The sequence below is a fragment of the Enterococcus sp. AZ140 genome (genome assembly GCF_051714405.1).
GTDB classification, from domain to species: domain Bacteria; phylum Bacillota; class Bacilli; order Lactobacillales; family Enterococcaceae; genus Enterococcus_B; species Enterococcus_B pernyi.
In genome coordinates, this window is record NZ_JBIORU010000001.1 from 1,382,121 (window position 1) to 1,403,000 (window position 20,880).

A 20,880-nucleotide genomic window follows, 5' to 3' on the forward strand; every position below is an offset into this window, starting at 1 on the left:
CACATTTATTGACAAATCAACAAAACGCTATAGGATTAGAGTAAAGCAAACAGGGGGAGATTCAATGAATAGCAAAAATAAAACATTTCGGTTAGTACTTCGTGCCATTTTGTTAGCCATCATTATCGTTCAATCAATGATTCCATGGTTAGGCTTTATCCCATTAGGTTTTATAAGCTTGACGATCATCCATATCACAGTAATCGTAGCGGCCGTAGTATTAGGACCGAAAGATGGCATGTTGATCGGCTTGTTCTGGGGAATTGCGACGATCATCCGAGCCTACGCGATGCCAACTACACCGTTCGATACATTGGTTTTTACCAATCCAATCATCTCAGTTGTACCCAGAGTTTTAGTGGGACTAGTGGCTGGCTTAGTATTTCATTGGTTGTATAAGCGTTCCTCTACGATCGTCGTACCGGCTGTTGTGGCAGGAATTTTAGGTTCTTTAGTCAATACGGTCCTTGTTTTAGGATTTATGGGCTTATTTTATACGAATGCCACAGCTCAAGCTTATGGTGTCGATGCTTCGGTCTTGTTCAAGACACTTGCTGGAATTGCTGCAATCAATGGAATTCCAGAAGCTATCGGCGCGGGGATCATCACACCATTACTCGCCAAAGCATTATTTGCAGCAACACCTTTAAAACCTGAATGATATAAGACCAGCAATCACAGATAAAAGGAGTCACAAATTTGGCAAAGAAACAAGAAACACTAACAGCAAAAGAACGAACAAAAAAAGCATTGATGGCAGGGGTATGGGGACTGTTAACTAATGTGATCCTATTCGTTGCGAAATTGATGATCGGACTACTCTCTGGAAGTGTGTCGATCATGGCGGATGCTATCAACAGTTTGTCGGATACCGCTTCTTCTGTTTTGACTTTGGTTGGCTTCAAAATCGCGGCAAAACCAGCAGATCCGGAACATCCTTATGGACACGAACGTTTTGAATATATCAGTGGACTATTCGTATCTCTCATCATCACGTATGTCGGATTCCAGTTCTTACACTCCTCAATTGAAAAAATCATCGATCCGGAAAATATTGCCTTATCACCGATCATCTTTTTAGTTTTAGTCTTTTCGATTGCTTTAAAAGTTATTCAGGGACGTATGTACAAGAAAACCGCAAAAATGATCGATTCGGAAACGTTACATGCCACTGCCAAAGACAGTTATAATGATGTATATACGACCTTTGCTGTTTTACTCTCAGCTTCTGTCGAATGGTTGACAGGGTGGCGCGTGGATGGCTATATTGGCTTCTTGTTAGCACTTTACATTTTGTACAGCGGCGTAATGATGTTAAGAGAATTCGTATATGAATTATTAGGGAGCCGTCCTACTGTTGAACAGATCCAGGCGATGGAGGAGCAGCTAAATGGCTATACAAAAATACTCGGTTATCATGACTTGTTAGTGCATAATTACGGACCAAATCAACGTTTTGCTTCCGTTCACGTGGAAGTCGATGATCGGCTAGATTTGAATGAAGCACACAAGATCATGGACATTATCGAAAAGGATTTTAAACGATCATTAGGTGTAGAATTAGTCTGTCATCTAGATCCTGTACCAGTCAACAATGAGAATTATCAAGAGATTCTTAATGAGTTGAAAAAAATCATCAATGAGACAGCAGAAGGCTTGAAAATCCATGATTTCCGCATGATCCATAAAGGACAGATCCTACAATTTGATGTCGTTGTCCCTGAAGGTACGCGTTTGTCTGACGAGGAATTAGAACGAATGATGCGTATCCAAATAGAAAAGAGAGTCGGGCAGTATCAATTAGATATCACCTTTGATCATAATTATTTACTTTTCTAAATAGTTAAAAAAATGAGCGACGGTTAAACATCAATAAGCCCATCTGATGCGATGAGATTTTGATTGAACTGTTCCGCTTAACTAAAATAAGCAGAAAACCTGAAATCTTGTATTTTCGGGTTTTTTGCTTATTTTTTTAAAAGAATGCTCATGGAACACCGCCACTTCATCTTTAGGGGAGAACAAAGGGTGATGATATTATTTTTTCTGAACGGTGTGTCCACTCTTTTATCAATTAAAATGAACTTAGAGGTGGTGTCGTAGTCGTACAATAGAATGTATCATTTATTAAATTTGTAATTTTTAAGTATACACTTTTTGAACAAATAATTTATAATCTATCGTTTGAATTCTGTGGAAAAAAGAAATTAAATCGCTTTGTTGTCTTTTTTTTTACTGTATTAAGAAATAATAGTGGTTGTTTTATAAATACTATCAAGTACTATAAAAATAAATATTCTGTTCCATCAATGATTCTGAGATTTTCGGTAGTGACAACAGGAATAATTATGGATGTAGGTTGTGTCTTTTAAGAATAATGAGTGTCAATGATTCTTATCATTCACAAGGTGAAAATTCTTGTTTCAATGTTCAACTGTTGATGAAGTCCTAGCAATCAATCATTCGAATCCATTGAGGAGGGAATAAGATGCCGATAGAAGATCATCGTAAACCAATAGGAATATTCGAAAATAAAAGACATAAAAATGTGAACAGGAAAGCCGAGCAAAGAATGGTCAATTATATTTCTGAACATTCTGGCAACCAACCAACAAGAAAAGGGCTAAAGACGGCAGTCGGAATGCTTTACGCATTCAGTCTGTTCCAAAATTTCAAATTAGAAGAGGAAATGCCAAATAAACAGAGGGCAGTCCAAGAAGACCGTGCCATTTTTGAGATGGATACTTTTGTGGTAACTGATGAGTGGATCAATCATAAAGACGAAGTGGTGCATTCGCTGTCTTCAAGTTCAACCTTCGATGCCAGAACTATCCCCGGTGTATCAAACAATAACAGAACACAAAGTGAATTTGCCCCAAAGATAAATACGTCAACCCCGTTAGTTGAAGCAGCGCAGTTATGGAGCTTAGCGGTTCATAAATTCGTACATGGCATAGTTGAACTAGACGATTGCACGACGACAAAAACAGAGACAATCGGACGGAAAGCGGGATTGTGGGAACAACCCAAAAACGTACAAACGCACTTTAAAACCATCTGTAAAGTGGCAACCGCTAAATCTCAAAAAATAAATGAACAAGAAACAGAGCCTTCACACGACCTCCAACAATTCTATTTCAAAAAAATTCCCCCAACAAATGACAGAGATTATTTTGAAGCGAAAGACATCGCGGAAAAACTTAAAAATGTGTTTGAAGAGTTCGTTGATGAAACACCCAGCATTATTACGACAAAACAAAATGGGACACACAACACAAATGCCCCCTATTTCCATGGTATGACTGAGGACTTTTGGTTCTATCTAGCCGATAGCTTCCGCTCATTTATTCGCAACCCATTGAAATCTAGCGCTGAAAGACCAGAAGAGGGAACTTCTCGCCAATTTTATAAATGGCTCAAAGACACCTTCGATGGGATACAAAAAGCGCGTGAACCGTTTGGCAGAGAACAAAAAATAAATCCTCATGAACATCCTTTTTCTGCACATAATTTAGCACTGCTCAATCTCCCATCATCAAAAGAAGAATCAGAACAGTTGTTAACGACTATTTGGCAGCTAACGAGTAGATTTGCTGAAAGCATTAGCGGATTTTTTGATCAAAAGACAAACTTTTTTGGTGTAGATGCTACATCACTTCCTTCTCATTCCATGACAACTACACCTGCTTCGGCACAGATTTCCAAAATACGTTTTACTTCTTATGAGGATCTTCCTCAAACAACGGTCGATAGAATCAATCATATTATCCACAACTATTTACATAGACGACCTTTTCCAGAAAATATGATGACGCCTATGATGCCATTTTGGTATGACCACGAGGTGTTTCAACAGCGCAGCAAAACAGACGAGGTCAACGAAGCAGTCAAAGACTTTATGGGTGATCTATCTCTTCATGACTTGTTTGTGCTGATCAGTAACTGGGAACAAGACACGTTTGCCTTTCATCTTATTTTAGAGAAACGAATCTCTCTAGCGCATCTTATCCTAAAAAAATATGGGATACCAGATCGAGAATTAACCTATAGAGAGGCCGTCGCAATTGCCCTTCAGTGGCGAACGAACAATATTTTCAAAGGCTTTGGATTCACTGAAGTAAGTAGTGTGATCGTTCATTTGACGCTTCCTAAAGGGAAGATGAATAATCTTACGACTACGATATCTCCGATCACTTATTTAGCTCAAGTACACAATATCAAAGAAATTTTGGAAAATAATGAAATGCCGGCAGGAATCTTATTCCAAGATTTGCCAATCTTTTATTATGAATATGATCTTTTTATCAACCGAGACAAAACGGATAATGTAAAAGAACTTCTCCTTGAGTTCCTCAAAAAAAATAAAGTGGAGATCCAGGGACAAGCTACGTCTAAAAAAATAATGGCTGGTCTCAAAAAATTTGTAGAATCGGGGGGAAGTTCTAACCCTTTGGCACAAGAATCAAGAGAACAATTCATTACTTATTTTTTAATGAAGGCCTACGAAGTTGAAAATATTCGGTTAGGTGATCCATACTTGCTAACCAAAACATCAGCGGTGCAACAACAATTGAAAGTAAATCTATTATTGAAAGGATGTACCTATAAAGAAAATTCTGAACAGACAGAAGATATTCGCCTGTCTTCACCAGAAACCCCTTATACTATTCGACTTCAAGAACAAAAAAAAGTAAGTGGGAAAATCTTTCATGACTTTATACATGATCAGGCAATGACGGTATCGAATGTTAATCCCATCAAGCCATATTATTATGATTATCCGATTTTGCTCCAACGTGAAAAAACACTGGTTGTAAACAAAGCAGTCAGAATTTTCCTTATTTCAAAAAGTTTATCATTGGGAAATGTGTCAAACAGTGAATTAGTAAGGAAGTTACAAGGTTGGGTATTGAATGGGGAAAACTACGAGGAGATTGTCCAAAGACAAGAAGAGGCAGCCGAACTACTTCTTGAGCATTATGGTATTGAAGAGCGACCTTTGACTGTTCAGGATGCTCGTGTGTGTATTCTTCAATGGGAAGATAATAATGCGCAATTAAATTACCTTATTGATGAGAAGCCAGAAAGGAAGCACAATGACAAAAAAGACGGGATCGATACGTTTCTACAAGAAAATAACCTACAAAAAAAAGCAGAAGATGCACAAAGTGTTGAAGATACACCCATCCAAAAAGAGGAGACGAAACGACGAGTCGCTGATTTTCTCGTAGAACAAGGCCAAAGTTGGAATATGTCTGACCCCAGTGCCTTTGCGCATGCAGTTACTCATTGGGTGTTATTAGAGGGAGCAACGATTGAGATGATTGATCCGGTCAAGATCAAGCAATTGGCACAAGTGATTTTGAACGAAAAAATCGATGGGGTCATCTCAGGTGTACAAGCCAAATTAACATATATAAAATGGTTATTTGAAACATTTAACCTCGACGATCAGACACATGAATTACCTGTAAACATTAACATGACAGACAACAAAAAAACGGAACAACATGAATTCCCTTTAAACATTAACATGACAGACAATAAACAAACGGAACAACATGGATTACTTGTAAACAATGACATGACAGACAATAAACAAACGGAACAACATGGATTACCTGTAAACAATGACATGACAGACAATAAACAAACGGAACAAACCGAGAGGGAGCCAATAGATTCCATTGTAAGCAAGGAACGATGGCGTAATAAAAATATAGGTGTTCAGTTAAATCAATTTTTTATGCAACATGGGGTTGTTCCTTTTGATCAATCAACGGAACGAATATTGATATCTATGGGGAAGTGGTTGACACAAGAAGGTGTTGGCATGGTCTTTATGCCAGACAAAATTCAGCCTATCGCTAAAATCATTTTAAATGAACTAAAGATGCAGGGTGACGCGTCAGAGGATAAAATTTCTGTAAAAAAAGCTGAAACTACAATTATGAAATGGGCGATCGAAAATATATTGAATGGATCGGTTGAAGAATATATCATAAGAAAAATCATCGATTCACCCGATCCTTCAAGCTTTACGATCGGACAAATCAGAAATTTGTTAGAGGTCGATTCGCTAAGAAAAGAAGGCGTGATCACTCTCCATACTATCATCGGAAAAGATAGCAGAGAGGAAGAAATGTTAAGAAAGGATCAAGTAGTTTTTGAAAAACTATGGATAAAATTTATCGAAAAAGTATTACCCAATTATTTTCTTGAGTCTAGCCAATTAGCTGATGATTTACCGATTTCTGATTTCGACTCATTGATGCAATTAGCTGGGGGAAAACTATTGGCAGATGCTGGATATCTGTCAGAATTTAGCAGGGAAGACGTTATTAGACTAGGTATCTTTTTTTGCGATTACTTGGAGATACAATCGATTCAGCAAATTGAAGTCTTACAGTACTTGCTAACTCCAGCTTTACTGACCACTGCTCAATTAGACCCAGAAGGATTAAAAGAGGCTATAGAAAATGGTGAGTATAAAATCTATGCCTTACAGACCTTTATCACCTTCTGGCAAGAAATGATGGAGTCAATCGTTGAGAATGAAAAAATCGTTTATCATGAAATGGGTGTTTATGAAGAGGCAGTGATCAACTGGCGTCGAAAAAAAGCATTGGCAGAATTTGTGAACCAAGAATGCAACAAACGTTCAGGAAAGATCGGATTGTTATTGGATCAAGCATATTTATTAGGCTTGTCACCCTGTCCTGAAGTCTACCAACCACCAAATCTAGAAGAATGGTACACACAGTTAACGAAAGATGTAGCCGACGCTTTTTTCAAAATTAACCAGCGATTTATCGGCACCGCTTTGAATGGATTAGATCAGTCAGAGAAAAATTTCCTATTCTCAAATGAAACACGAATTTATAGAGCCTCGGCAGAGCTGAAGCATCAGATACACTACTATGCGCCACCAGCTATTGGAGGAGTTCCTGCAATCAATTTCAGTGAGCGTGAAAAATGGTTGGATACCGACTTAAATCTAGAAGATACAGATCTTTTTGCAGCGGTTCAGGGAGCAGAAGAACGTTTTTATGCTGTGAAGAAATTGGGACAAGACGGGGGGTATATTTTTTACCGAGTGGATAAAGATCCGCTGTTATATCTTAAATATGGATTGTTTGATCAAAAAGATCTTTGGCGCAAGGGGTATATACAAAACGGAGAAAAAATCCGAATTGGTAAAAAAGATTTCACGTTTTCTACCAAAATCAACCGAGAAAATGAACTAGGGCAAGGGATGAATCATGCAAAACTGAGTATCGCAATCAGTCAAATACAGCGAGATCGTTTCTATCACCAACTATACGAGTTTGGAAATGATAAATCCATACCTGAACAAATTTGGGATGTGATCAAACATATCATTCCCTTTTACGATTGCATTGTCGGGATCATTGACAAAAATGTCTCTGATGCGGTTACTTCCTGTACAATTGATGTGATTTTCTTGATCCCTGTCTTTGGACAAGTGATGGGACTGAGTACAAATTTCGCTTTGGGGATGGCAAAAGCGGCTGCGAAAAGTGGGGTCAGACACGCGATAAGAAACGGAACGCGCTTCACACCCTCTCGTTTGGAAATAAAAGCGCTTCTTAAAAGTTCAACACGCTATGCAGATCCTGGATTTGAATTAGTCACTGACGGCGCAAAGTGGATACTTAGAGGATTTTCTGAATTGAAAAATCATTGGTTCATTCCTGCTCATTTGAAACCAGTATTAACTAAACTAGAGACGTTAACCAGAAAAATACCTTCGTTGCCTGAGGATCATGTGAGAGCACAGTTGCCGAGAAAGGGCCCCTACAGTATAGTGAGACGTGTGAAAGACTCATTGTACAAGCAAGTGATGAATCTAGAAGATGGTGATATTTTTGGTGGATATTTCACATTACATGGGAATCAGCTCAGGTCTTTTGAAGGGGACTTGTTTTACAACCATGAAGAGCTTGAGCGTATAAACAGGCTCGCAAATCAAGTGGATACCAAGCAACTATTTATAATAGAAAATAATTTGAACCCCAAAGGATATGGTGAAGGAAAGGTATATAAGGTAGAGAAGGATGGCGAAGTCATTGGTTCCTTTATTCAAATGAATCAACGAATAGTTCCTGTTCAAATCCATTCGATTGAAGGACATGGGGTAAGATATGACGTATATGAAGGAGATACCTTATTCCCTATCCGATTTAACGGTATTGGCTGGTATTTCGAAACTGAGACTTCGCCAAGATTAGCAAAAGATGTAAGTGACTATGTTGCTAGTCAACCGGAACAATTTGAAAGTATCAGTAGTCCCCTCTCACTTACACCACCTGATGAGTTTGGCTTGATGCGTACCTCTTCAGGAAGAACGTATATCAAGGTGAATAATCGCTATGTTCCATTGATTTTAATGGATCAAGAAAATCAACGATATCACCTGGTTAAGAAAAAGGTAACTAGACCGTTGCTCATCTTGAGATTTGATGAGATACACAATCATTTCCGTGTGGAGACCCCATTAGAAAGATTGCTTGCTGATCCACACCATGCCATCTTAGCAGGTGGGAAAAAAAGTGTTCCTAAGAAACCAAAGGACAAGGCGGCAGGGGAAAAAAAAGAAAAGCAACCAATTCCGCAAATTGGAGAAGCGGGAACATCACATGAGGCAGACACTTTAGCAGAGATAGCGAAAATTTTGGAATACCCACCGTATTACAAATTACCAGATTCCCTTGGTGTAGCGGTAACATTTAATGAGTTCAGAAAAGCCCAGATACTTTCTGATCATCCAAAGAAGTTCAGGTATGAGGATGACCGAGTGAAGCTTCCAACATTGACTTCTTTTGTGTCAGAATATACGAATCCAACTGCCCGTACTGATGGGATGGCAAAATCAGGGATGAAGCATGAAATCGCAAGGATACTAGCGAACAAGCCCGAGATTCCTTACCGAATATTTCCTGGCTTTACCTCTGATAAAGTACCAGAGTACATTGATGTATTTCAACAAGAAGTCGCTTCGGGAGTCGCTGAGGCAGTGACCTATCTCAAAACATTCAAGAAAAAAGCAGAGGAGTGGTTAACACTTGAAACACTTGCAGAAAGAAAGCCCGGTCAATATTTGAATCACATGTTCAAGCTAGAAACCAGCGAAAATAAAGAACAAATAATGAAAGAAGTCATCAAAAGATTATTGATTGTAGCGGATAAAAGCGAACAGTTTCTCAATTTATCAAAAGATCTAGGCTATAAAAATATCTGGATTGTCTCCTCCGATTTAGTTTATGATAAAAAGACGAAAAACTATTATACATCCAAAGTGAAACCTCCGACTACCGTGGCGTTTGTTGTAAATGCTGACCCAGAATGCCGAATACTGATCATGGCGGATAAATTTCATGTCAAGCCGTCAGCTAAGCCAACGATTCAAACTACACCTACTTTATCCGGAACGGTTATCCACGAAACCACGCATATTGTATCAAGCACAGTTGATTATGCTAAATTTGAAGATCCTCCGATAGGATTTCAAAGTAGTGGTGAAGATATCAGAAAACGCTATGACCTTGAATATGTGGAAATAACGTATTCTGAGAATTTTGATTTGTTTGTTAGACATTTGGCGCAAGAATTCGATTTGCCTAAATTAGCTCGCAGTGAGGTGGTAAAGCAACTTTTAAATGATCCAATGTTAGCAGCAAATTTTTTGATTTTAGATGCGGAAGTGGTGATGACGATTATAAGAGATCTTGCATTAGACAATGATTTCTTCAATCGTCTGCGTGTGGAGAGAGGGTTGAGGGATGGACCTTTAATCGATCCTAAAATATTCATTTTTTTTGCGCTGATGCATACGGGGAATTTTTTTATCATAGAAAAAGAATATGAAACTGAAAAGAACCAAACCAAAGCAGGAAATATCAGAGAGGATCAACCCCCAACCCTTCCAACTCCTCCGAATATTCGTGACAAAAGAAGTTTTGCTACTATCGTCCAACAAGCAGCAACAAATAGCAAGGAAACGAATAAAACAGTGAATATTTCATTTTCCAATTTAAATAAAAAAGAATTGAGTGTGAGGGGGTTTAACTAAATATACCGATAGTTTATAAGGTTTTTTGTAACGCTTGTCTAGCTAGGTTATCAGCGCCTTTATTTTTACTTTCAGGTACCCACTGAAGGATCAACATTGAAAAATCTTTTAATAGACTTTGTATTTTTTCTAAATAAGGTAAAAAATCTTTGTTGTTCGTATAATTTTTATCGATAGTTGATACAAGTACTTTACTATCGGAATAGCAGAGAATGATTTCTTCGGTCATCTGTCTATTCTTTAGAATTTCTAAAGTTTTTAAAAAGACTTCAAACTCGGCTTGATGGTTTGAACCAAAGGACAAAGGGATAGACAACTGTTCTTGTTGCTGATCAGCGAGTATTAATATTCCTCCACCACTAGGTCCAGGGTTGCCTTTTGTTGATGCGTCAATGTATACTTTTAACATAAGGAAAAACACGCCCTTCAAAAATTGTCGGTTTGACTTATTATACCACTACAGATAAAGACACGAGGTTGAAGAATGAAAAAAAATATTCGCTGGCAGCCCGAAACGGCACAGTCGATCATTTATTGGTCATCAACATTTATTCTATTATTTTTGAGTTTGATTTTATCGTTAGAAAATACAAGGCCTTATTGGAAAAGTAATATTTTAATGGGAATTTTCTTTATTTTTCTTTTGCTAGGATTTCGACGCTCACTCGTTTTAAAGAAAGAGGCAATAAAAATAAAATATGCTGCATTTTGGAGAGATCGCGACATACCTATCAATGAAATCAAGGAAGTTCACGTACAAAAACGTAAAGTATCTTTATCTCTTGTAAAAGGTAAAGAGCCATTCGTGATTTTCGTCAATCAGAAGGCACAAGGAGAATTGCTTGATCACTTGAAACATCCACATAAAAAAACGATCAACACTTCTTCACTGACAGAGAATACGAATGATTTAGTTGAGTAAAAAATAACGATAGAGACTTTAGCCATCTTTAACTGCACAGAGAGTCGTCTATAATAATAAAAAAGCTATTCCGAAAAATATCGGAATAGCTTATTTTGTTTGATTGGACTAAGCTTGATCATTGATCTTTTTGACATGGGCCGCCTGAACGCCTCGATTACCTTCAATGACGGTAAATTCTACCACTTGGTTTTCTTCAAGTGTTTTGAATCCTTCTTCTTCGATTGCAGTAAAATGTACGAAGATCTCTTCTGTTTCATCATAACTAATAAAGCCATATCCTTTTTTGTTATCGAACCATTTCACCATTCCTGTGGTCAAAACACTCACGACCTTTCTATGTCTGATCATAGCCTATATTATAAAGAGAATTAATAGGTACGTCAAATAAATTAAAAGTCAGTTTTTTTTGTTTTTTTTTACAAGGAAAACAGGTATAATGGATTTAACTTAACAAAATATAATTATTTTTATATATAGTTCGTGAAAAGGGGAGTTTTAATGAAGAATGATTTAGAAATTTCACAAGAAACACATCTAAAACCGATAGTTAGAGTGGCGGATAGCATTGGAATCAATGAAGATGATTTGGAATTATATGGAAAATACAAAGCAAAAATAAACTTTACCGCAATAAATGATTTTTCGGAAAAAGAGGATGGTCGCCTCATATTGGTAACTTCTATCAATCCAACACCAGCGGGAGAAGGAAAATCAACAGTTACAGTCGGATTAGGTGACGCATTGAACCAAATAGACAAAAAAGCAGTGATTGCATTACGTGAGCCTTCATTAGGTCCGGTTATGGGAATCAAGGGCGGAGCGACAGGAGGTGGCTACGCACAAGTATTACCAATGGAAGATATCAATTTGCATTTTACTGGCGATATGCATGCCATCACTTCTGCAAACAATGCCTTGTCAGCTCTATTAGATAATCATATCCATCAAGGAAATGAGCTGGGGATCGATCCTCGACGTGTCATTTGGAAACGTGTGGTGGATTTAAACGACCGAGCATTGCGAAATGTGATCGTTGGGCTGGGCGGACCGATGCAAGGGGTACCAAGAGAAGATGGATTCGACATTACGGTGGCTAGTGAAATCATGGCAATTTTGTGTTTAGCTGCTGATTTAGATGACTTAAAAGCTCGGTTAGCACGAATCGTGATTGGCTACACCTATGATCGTCGCCCTGTAACAGCAGGGGATCTAAAAGCAGAGGGCTCCCTTGCTTTGTTATTAAAAGATGCAATTAAACCGAATCTCGTACAAACGATCTATGGTACACCAGCATTTATCCATGGTGGACCATTTGCAAATATTGCTCATGGCTGTAATAGTGTATTAGCAACTAAAACTGCTTTGAAAATTGCGGATTATGTAGTGACTGAAGCTGGTTTTGGTGCTGATTTAGGAGGAGAAAAATTCCTAGATATCAAAGTTCCTAATTTGCAGAAAGCACCAGATGCGATTGTGATCGTAGCAACTGTCCGTGCGTTAAAAATGCACGGGGGATTGGATAAGGCAGAATTACAAAATGAAAATCTCAAGGCGTTGCAAACTGGATATGCGAACTTAAAACGGCATATTCGTAATATGAAAAGTTACCAGATTCCAGTGATCGTCGCAATCAATGAGTTTGTGACTGATACAGACGCTGAATTAGAATTACTGAAAGAATTGTGTGAAAAAGAAGGAGTCGTAGCAAAACGCGCAAGTGTTTGGGAACATGGTGCGGAAGGTGGCGTGGACTTAGCAAAGGCAGTCGTAGAATTGATCGATACAGAAAGCGCGGATTACGTTCCATTGTACCAATCCAGTGATCCGATCAAAACAAAAGTCCAAGCGGTTGTTCAAAAAATCTACGGTGGCAAAGAAGTCTCTTTTAGTAAAAAAGCAGAAAATCAACTCATTGAATTTGAGAAAAATGGTTGGTCTGACTTACCGGTTTGTATGGCAAAAACCCAGTACTCTTTTTCTGATGATCCAACATTATTAGGTGCACCAGAGGATTTCACAATCACGATCCGTGAATTTGTACCTAAGTTAGGTGCCGGTTTTTTAGTCGCTTTGACAGGCGAAGTGATGACGATGCCTGGATTACCAAAAAAACCAGCCGCCTTGAATATGAACGTAACGAATCAAGGAGAAGTAATCGGTTTATTCTAATCGGAAAATGTAAGATTTTATGTAGCGTTCACTGACTCTTTTTAATAAAAAAACGCATAAGTCAAAAATAGTTGATCTATTTTTGACTTATGCGTTTTTTTATAATGATTGATTTATAACTGAGTGACAAAAAAAGTTCAAGTTTTTATTATTAAAAAAAAACTAGTCACGAGTTCAAACAGACGACCATGTATAATTGGGGCATAAAATTGTACTGTTAAGTTTGTATCTCATCAAAAAAACAAGGAGAGAAAGCTATGCCAATCGATAATCAAAGTAATCGAAAACGAAATGGACAATTTAACAATGAAAAGAATGATAAAGAAGATAAGCAAGCTCTTGAAGAGGCAGTCAAAGCAATTTCTTCTGACGTCGGTCATGCCCCAACACCAGAGATTCTTCACTCGCCATTATTATTGTCACTATATGTCTCGAGCATCTTAGGAAATGTGGTCGTTAGAGGAGAAGGCCCCAAACAACAACGAGTTAAGCAGAATAGTGGCGCTGTTTTTGAAGCAGATACTGTTGTTGAAGTCACACAACATGCAAATCAATCAGAAGTATTGAATTCGCTCACCTCTCATTCGACGGTGAACACGACGTTGCTCACACCAGCTTTGACAGAGAACTCGACGGCTATTGCTACTGTGAATGCACCATTTTTTCGAACTTTTTATGATAATACTACTTACAATTTGACAGATTTTGCTCATCATTGGAGTTTAAATGTACATAAAATAGCACACGGTATTGCAGAAACATATGGATGCACAACAAATAAGACGAGCATAACGCGCCCAATTTTAGAGGAAGAATCTAATCCGTTCAATCACACTAAAGTCCACTTTAAAACCGTTTGTCAGAGTGCGATTGCTGAGTCTCAAAAGATAAATCAACAACCAACTGATCAACCCACAGAGCTACATCATTTTTCCTTCAAGAAAGGAGACGATGGGAGTTCCAAACAACAATTTTTATTTGAAGATTCGGCGGAAAAACTAAAAAATATTTTTCAACAATCATTTAACAAAACCAGCCATCAGACGGATCAACAGACAACAGGAAATGCGACAAACGATACTTCTGGGACAGCTAATTTCTTTAAGGGACTAACTGAGGCTTTCGTCACATTTTTTAATGATTTTGATCAACCAATCTATACAGAAAAACATGAAAGTTTAAAAGGAGATTCGCTGATCACTCGCTTTTTATCAATGATGGCTCAAAGCATTTCATACCAAGATGAGATCCATCAGACATCTAAAGCTTCAAAAGATACAAATGTTCCTCATGCTTTTCGATCCTATGACTTCTCAAGTGGAATTCCAACTTTGAAAAAAGACGAGGAAGGATTTGCGACACAATTTTGGACATTGTTTAGCAAAATGGATGAAACACTGACCAACTTTATAAAAAAATGGGATTTATTCGTAGTTCGAGGAGCTGAAGCAAGGCCGATCAACGATCCACGTCTAAATGTTAGAGCAGAAAGTGAAGGCAAGACAGTCAAAGATAACCAACGGGGAAAGAAAGTAGCAAAAAAACCTCAATCTTCAAAGATCGAGATAGTGAAGGGGATCGTAGAAGATATTGAACATGATCGAACCCCAACTAGTCGGTATCAAGAACCTTTGCCCTACTTTTTTTACGATAAATCTTTATTCCGAAGTAAGAGCGAAACAAAGAACGTAATCAAAAAACTGAAGATTTTTTTAATCAAACAAAAAGCTGTGAGCAAAAATGCCGATGATCTTGAAGTAGTCAAGGCGTTTGAGAGTTGGGCTAAAATCCGTCGCATGAGTGATATTTCGCAAGACTCGTCTAAAGTTCAATTTGCCGCTTACCTCATTCGAAGAAACTATGGTTTGAAAAATGTAAGAATAGGAGATCCTTTGACTACAGAACAACTACAAGCAGTCTTTATGCAGTTGAAAGTCAATGTACACTTGGTAAATTATACTTACCAAGAAAAGTCGAAACCCATTCAAATGTCACCTACGGAAAAACCACTCGAGGCTTATTATCGAAAGGAAACGAATGTATGTAACCAGATTTTTTCGGACTTTATCAACGATGTTCCTGCTACTGTGCCAAAAAACCAGACGATTACAGCAGTTATTTACAATCGCGATCTCTTTAACGATCGGGAAAAAACCGAAGCAGTGAATAAACAACTGATTGATTTTGCAGAAAAGCAAGGATTCATTTTAAAGAATCCTACCGCAAGTGAATTGGTCCGATGGATGCGGATGTGGATATTCAGATTAGGGAAATATGAAGAAATCGTGAGTCGAGAAGAGTTAGTAGCGAAAGAGTTATTAAGAGCCTATGGATCGAAAATGACTCTTGGAGGAACAAATGATTCACGAGCGGTGATCCTCCAATGGGAAAATAATAATGCACAAATGGGTTATAAATATGCAAAAAAAAATATAGATGCGATTGCGCCAGATGCTCGCAAGGACAAATCAGATCAGACTGAGGAAGAACAAGTTCAGTCTTTTCTTCAAGAAAATCACATTATACCTAAGAATGAAACCCTTCATGGCGTTGAACAACCTGCAGATCAAAACCGACGTACTGAACCAGTAGAAGTAATCGATCAGAGAATCTGTCAATTTCTAAAAACAAAGGGTGTTGTCTGTAATCTATCGAATCCTCAGTTATTAGTGGACACGGTATCCAATTGGCTTTTGCTTGAAGGGGCGGTTCAGAAAGTGATCGATCCTGTTAAACTAAAACAAATCGCACAAACGATACTTAACCAAGAAGATAATGGTCTCATTTCAAATAAGGAAGCAGAGTTGACATTTGCGAACTGGTTAGAAGGGAAATTGGCAAAAAAAGAGTTGCCTGATTTAACTGACAATCAGGCAAAAACGGATAAGCCTGACTTGAAACCTGACATACAACCAAAACCGGATAAACCTGACTTGAAAAATGATGAAATTCAATGGAGAAGTCAACAAGTGACGAATAAAGTAGAGCAATATTTACGTCAAAATTATTTGATCACAGGACCAGCCACAAAAGAGAATATTTTGAGTGGAATAGGCAAATGGTTTATGCAAAATAAAGATGAAGGGGAAATTAGATCTGAAAGGCTACAAGCAATAGCCACTGTTATACTGAAAGAATTAAACTTATATGGTGGAGCAGAAGATGAGCTGATCTCTGATAATGATGCAAAAAAAACAATCATGAAATGGGTCATCGAAAATGTGCTAGGCAGCTCAGTGGAAGAATATGCGACAAGAAAAATCCTTGATCATCCCAATCCGGCAAGTTTTACGATTGGTGAACTGAGAGACTCATTCAAACTGAAGGAATTGGTAAAGAACAAACGAATTATTCTTAATAAAGATAATGATGCTAAAAAGCAAAAAGAGTTAGAGACTAACATAGGATATTTGTGGAAGGAGTGTCTAAACTATTTGCTCCCTAATTATTTTCTCAAATCAAGTGAATTGTCAGATGATCTATTGATTTCAGATTATGGTTCATTGATGCAGATTGCAGGATCAAGGATACTAGCAGCTGCAGGTATTCTAGATAAATTTGACAAAGAAGAGATTCGAACGTTGGGTGAACTTTTCTTTGAATCAGTCAGTGAAAAAGGGGTCCAGGATATCGAAGAATTTGATCAGCTGCTGTTACCGGCATTATTCACAACAGCGCAACTAGATGCCCCTAGCTTAAAAATTGCAATTGAAACGGGCAACTATAAAGAAGTCGCGATCAGTACGTTTATTGACTATTTCCAAAGAGGCTACTTTGCGATCATGGCTCACGATGAAGAAGTTAAACGTTTTTATCGCAACTATAAAACGGCTGTGATCAACTTTAGGCGAAAACAAGCATTAGTTAATGAGACCCTTAAAGAGTGTGAAAGACTCGGAATTAGGGTGCCTCCAGCTGCAGGAGAAATCTATTTAGCTGGTGGGAACCCATGTCCAGGCCCCTGGATTCCACCTAATATCGAAACTTGGTACAGAGAGCTAACCAGTGATGTGGCAGAGTCGTATCATCTGTTGAATCGGAAATTGATTGGACTATCCATCGGTTCGTATAGTCAAACAGAGTTAGATTTTATGTTTTCTCCTGAGACGCGCATTTATGAAGGAACGGCTGAGTTTAGAGATGAGGCAGCTCTTGCCTCAAACCCGATCGGTTCAGTCCCGTCCCTCGTTATCGCTAGTAGAAAAGAAAATAGGGATGATTTGATCTTACGCCTTAAGCATACAGATCTATTGGTAGCCGTTCGTGGGAATGAAGAACGGGTCTATGCGTTGAAGAGGTTAGAAAAAGAAGGGGGATATACGATTAATCGTGTGGATAAAGATCCACTTTTGTTCTTAGATCATGATGTGATAGATCTCAAATCACTTTGGTGGAAGAAATATAAAAAAGAAGGGGCTAAGATTCGGATCGGTGATTATTCTTATACTTTTGTCATGCAGACTCATCGAGATAAACAATTATCTCATGGTGATGAAAGGGAATCTTTATTCAATACTATAAGCACGAAACATAAAGATATTCTGTATCAACAACTATATGAATCCGGAAATGACCAGACGATGGCGAGTAAAGTATGGGATGCGGTTAGTCATTTCATCCCTTTTTATGATTGTGTCGTTGGCATCATCAACAAAGATGTTGAAAGTGCAGTACCTAATTGTGTCATTGATGCGCTTCTTGTCATTCCTGTATTAGGGCAAATAACTACTATCAATGTCCGTTTTGCTTTAGGCGCTGCAAGAGTGATTGCCAAAAGTGGGGTAACAGGATTGGTAAGAAACAGCGCAAAAGTGCTCCCAAAACTCTCCGATTTGAGAAGTCTTTTGGCTAGTGTGGTGCGGTATATCGATCCAGGGATTGAGGCAGCAATTAGCGGTGGACGCTTTGTAATCAAGAACCTATTAAAATTAAAAAACCAGCCAATTCTTACGAGAAATATCCACTTTAAACCAGTCCTAACAAAACTTGAAAAACATGAAAAAGATTTACCTGCACCAGTGATATCAAAAATGACTGTTACCGCTCGTTTACCAAGAAATGGTCCGCAAGTTCTAGTGAAAAAAATGAAAGACAATCTATATGTCAAAGTTTCCGATTTTAAAAAAGGAGATGTCTATGGAAAAGTTTTTACTTTAAGAGGAGAAGAACTGAGAGAATTTGAAGGACCCGTATTTTTTTCTCAAAAACAAAAGGAAATCATCCAATCTTTAAAAATCAATATCCAGCCAGATGAGATGTTTATCGAAAAGATAAACTATTATCCTAAAGGTTATGGTGAAGGAACGGTCATGGAAATCTATAAAAATGGTCAGAAAAAAATGGATGTGATCGAAATGGACGGTCAACTTGTTCCTGTTAGGATCCAAACGATAAAGAAATACGGTGTGCGCTATGATGTAATGGATGGAGATAAAGTATTACCAGTGAACTTTAATGGTATTGAATGGTATTTCGAACCAGATACATCCCCGCTAATTTCGAGAGCAGTAAAAATCGAAGTGACGAATCGTATCAATCAGTTTGAAGCTGTATGGGACCCTAGTACTCTGTCAGCACCAGATGGAAATGGTTTGATGTGGAGTGCAGAAGGTAGAACCTATATTAAGATCCAAGAACGCTATACTCCTTTGGCCTTATTAGATAAGGAAAACAACCGATATCATTTAGTGAAAAAAGATATACTCGAACCTATGACTGTCTTACGATTGGATCCGGGAATCGATCAATACCGTTTTGAAACTCAGTTGGAGAAAAGCGTTGTTGAACGTCCGGATGATCTATTATTCGCTGGCGGCTTCGATGAGGGAGCAAGCACATCAAAAGGTCAACCAGCCTCTACACAAAATCAGCTGACCTCTGTAACTCTTAGCAACCCTAATTATCCACCCTATATGTGGGTGCCTAAAATACCACAGAAATGGCCAGAATGGAAAGCACGTATGAATGCAATCGAGATTGATCGCCCTAATAATGTCCCTGTACTGGAGAATAGTCAAGTGGTACTCCCACGATTAACTAAGCTTATACCAGAACCACCAAAAGAGATAATAACCGATGAAGCGCTGACCATAAAAAAAATCAAGCTGGGTATTCAGCATTGTTTACCACCCGAATTGAAAAATAAATATCGTGTATTTGCTGGTTTAGATGCCGCAAAAATGCCGGAACATTTAAAAGAATTTCGGAAAGTAGTAGCAAAAGAATATAATGAAGCGGTGGATATTGTAGATCTTGTTATCGAAGAATGTAAATATATGTTAAGGTTTGAGAAAATAAGTTCGACGACGAGAGGAACCTATTTAGCCAATATGTTTAATGTATATGGCAAACCAGAGGAACAGGCAGTCTTAAAAGAAGTGGTCAAAAGGCTTCAGACAATCGCAGAAAAAAGCAAAGCATTTCTTAAGCAATCAGCAGATTGGGGATTTAAGAATATTTGGATTGCTTCCACCGATTTCCAAAAAGATCCGATAACGAAGAAATTCTATTCCTTAAGTAAAGAACGTACTTCGCCATATGGATTTGTGATTCGGACGGATGCCGAAAATCGAATCATACTTATGGCTGATTCTTTTAATAAGAACCCTAATTATTGGCCACAAGTTGAAATTGCACCGCCTGTCTCAGAAACTTTACTTCATGAAACGTCTCATTTAGTTTCAATGACTGATGATATCGTCGTTTATGATGAGGTGCGCCGTGGTTTTTTAAGGCGCGGAAAAGATGCACTAATCGATTTCGTTTCTCGGTATCATAAGAATTTCAGAACCATTGGTTTTTCTAATTTTGTTCGAATGATAGCAGATTATTTCCGTATGGATAAGCTATCACGAATGGCTGTTTTTCGGAATTTCGGTACAGATTCTATGTTGTTGGCTAATTATATGTTGAATGATGCGGAAATGGTCGGTACGCTTCTTAGAGATGTTGCCAATGGGTACAGGTATGATCAACCGCTCCTGCGACCTAAACGCTCTGTGGATGAACCAACTCAAGAGCCAACTGCGGAAATTGGAAGTGGCAATATCCTTATCAATCTGTCATTGATGTCAATCGGTGAGTATGCGACAGAAGAAAGAAGTATTGGCTTAGAAGTGACGAAGGAACCCCCTTTAGGAAGCACACTTAGCGATGTAAGTCCTACAACAGAATTTTCTACCTCAATGGATTCAAAACAAGCTGGTTCTGCTTCGGTGATAGATAGAAAGATACTAAATAGTCAATCACAAAATGGAGAGATTCCTGCACAACGAACAAGAGTGAAGCGAAGTGATTTGAATGTTTCGGAAGAAAAAAGCAATCAAGGAACTTCTCAATCTAGCTCTGTCGAACAAACTGGTACCTTATCTAAGGTTTCCCAGCCTGTAAGCGCCAACCCATCATTTTATAATAAATTCTCCGCTCTCATAAATAGAGGAGTTGGAAAGAGTCAGGCGCTAAATAGAACTTCAACAAGGAGACAAAATAAGAATAAATTGGTAGGAATGAATTTATAAAATTGAGATCCTGAAATGATCATGCAGGTCAACGATTGTAAAATACGTTGACACTGGGGATAAAGACAACAGTTGTTTAATGATTATTTGGCTGTCTTTAGGTATTAGTATTTTATTTTGTGACTACATTTCGATGCAATAAATCTTGTTTTGCTTAGTCAATTATTCATCTTAAT

General features: G+C 38.1%; 8 protein-coding genes. 6 read left to right on the forward strand and 2 right to left on the reverse strand.

The annotated features are described in order from the left end of the window. Window positions 1-64: 64 nt before the first annotated feature. From IGJ39_RS06535 to IGJ39_RS06545, 3 genes are all read left to right on the forward strand, one after another. The gene (locus tag IGJ39_RS06535) at window positions 65-661 is read left to right on the forward strand and encodes an ECF transporter S component (RefSeq protein WP_019723497.1); all 597 of its coding nucleotides are present in this window, start codon (window positions 65-67) and stop codon (window positions 659-661) included. 38 nt (window positions 662-699) lie between these two features. Further along, a complete protein-coding gene (locus IGJ39_RS06540; RefSeq protein WP_062805281.1) occupies window positions 700-1,839 on the forward strand; it encodes a cation diffusion facilitator family transporter in 1,140 nt (379 codons plus the stop codon). 649 nt (window positions 1,840-2,488) lie between these two features. Beyond that, complete coding sequence (locus IGJ39_RS06545; RefSeq protein ID WP_438764330.1) at window positions 2,489-10,093, forward strand: QWxxN domain; 7,605 nt, start codon at window positions 2,489-2,491, stop codon at window positions 10,091-10,093. A 13-nt stretch (window positions 10,094-10,106) separates the two neighbouring features. Here the strand turns inward: IGJ39_RS06545 and IGJ39_RS06550 are convergent, their stop codons facing one another. Then, window positions 10,107-10,502, reverse strand: coding sequence for a ribonuclease HI family protein (locus IGJ39_RS06550; RefSeq protein WP_019724341.1), 396 nt, complete (start codon window positions 10,500-10,502; stop codon window positions 10,107-10,109). Window positions 10,503-10,577: 75 nt separating this feature from the next. Here IGJ39_RS06550 and IGJ39_RS06555 point away from each other — a divergent pair, with 75 nt between their 5' ends. Further along, window positions 10,578-11,015 carry an EbsA family protein gene (locus IGJ39_RS06555; RefSeq protein ID WP_019724340.1) on the forward strand — a complete coding sequence of 146 codons (438 nt, stop codon included), beginning with the start codon at window positions 10,578-10,580 and terminating at the stop codon, window positions 11,013-11,015. Window positions 11,016-11,123: 108 nt separating this feature from the next. Here IGJ39_RS06555 and IGJ39_RS06560 read toward each other — a convergent pair whose 3' ends face one another. After that, window positions 11,124-11,336, reverse strand: coding sequence for a cold-shock protein (locus IGJ39_RS06560; protein ID WP_029594249.1), 213 nt, complete (start codon window positions 11,334-11,336; stop codon window positions 11,124-11,126). Window positions 11,337-11,516: 180 nt separating this feature from the next. On the opposite strand from IGJ39_RS06560, the gene IGJ39_RS06565 reads away from it, so the two are divergent. After that, entirely contained in the window at window positions 11,517-13,187 is a 1,671-nt protein-coding gene (locus IGJ39_RS06565) for a formate--tetrahydrofolate ligase (protein WP_019724338.1), read from the forward strand. A gap of 257 nt (window positions 13,188-13,444) precedes the next feature. After that, complete coding sequence (locus IGJ39_RS06570) at window positions 13,445-20,704, forward strand: QWxxN domain (RefSeq protein ID WP_438764332.1); 7,260 nt, start codon at window positions 13,445-13,447, stop codon at window positions 20,702-20,704. Window positions 20,705-20,880: the final 176 nt, after the last annotated feature.

What these genes read in the sequence shown, in the direction of transcription:
- IGJ39_RS06555 (WP_019724340.1), top strand. Translation starts at nt 10,578, where the DNA reads ATGAAAAAAAATATTCGCTGGCAGCCCGAAACGGCACAGTCGATCATT.
- IGJ39_RS06545 (WP_438764330.1), top strand. Translation starts at nt 2,489, where the DNA reads ATGCCGATAGAAGATCATCGTAAACCAATAGGAATATTCGAAAATAAA.
- IGJ39_RS06550 (WP_019724341.1), bottom strand. Translation starts at nt 10,502, where the DNA reads ATGTTAAAAGTATACATTGACGCATCAACAAAAGGCAACCCTGGACCT.
- IGJ39_RS06565 (WP_019724338.1), top strand. Translation starts at nt 11,517, where the DNA reads ATGAAGAATGATTTAGAAATTTCACAAGAAACACATCTAAAACCGATA.
- IGJ39_RS06570 (WP_438764332.1), top strand. Translation starts at nt 13,445, where the DNA reads ATGCCAATCGATAATCAAAGTAATCGAAAACGAAATGGACAATTTAAC.
- IGJ39_RS06535 (WP_019723497.1), top strand. Translation starts at nt 65, where the DNA reads ATGAATAGCAAAAATAAAACATTTCGGTTAGTACTTCGTGCCATTTTG.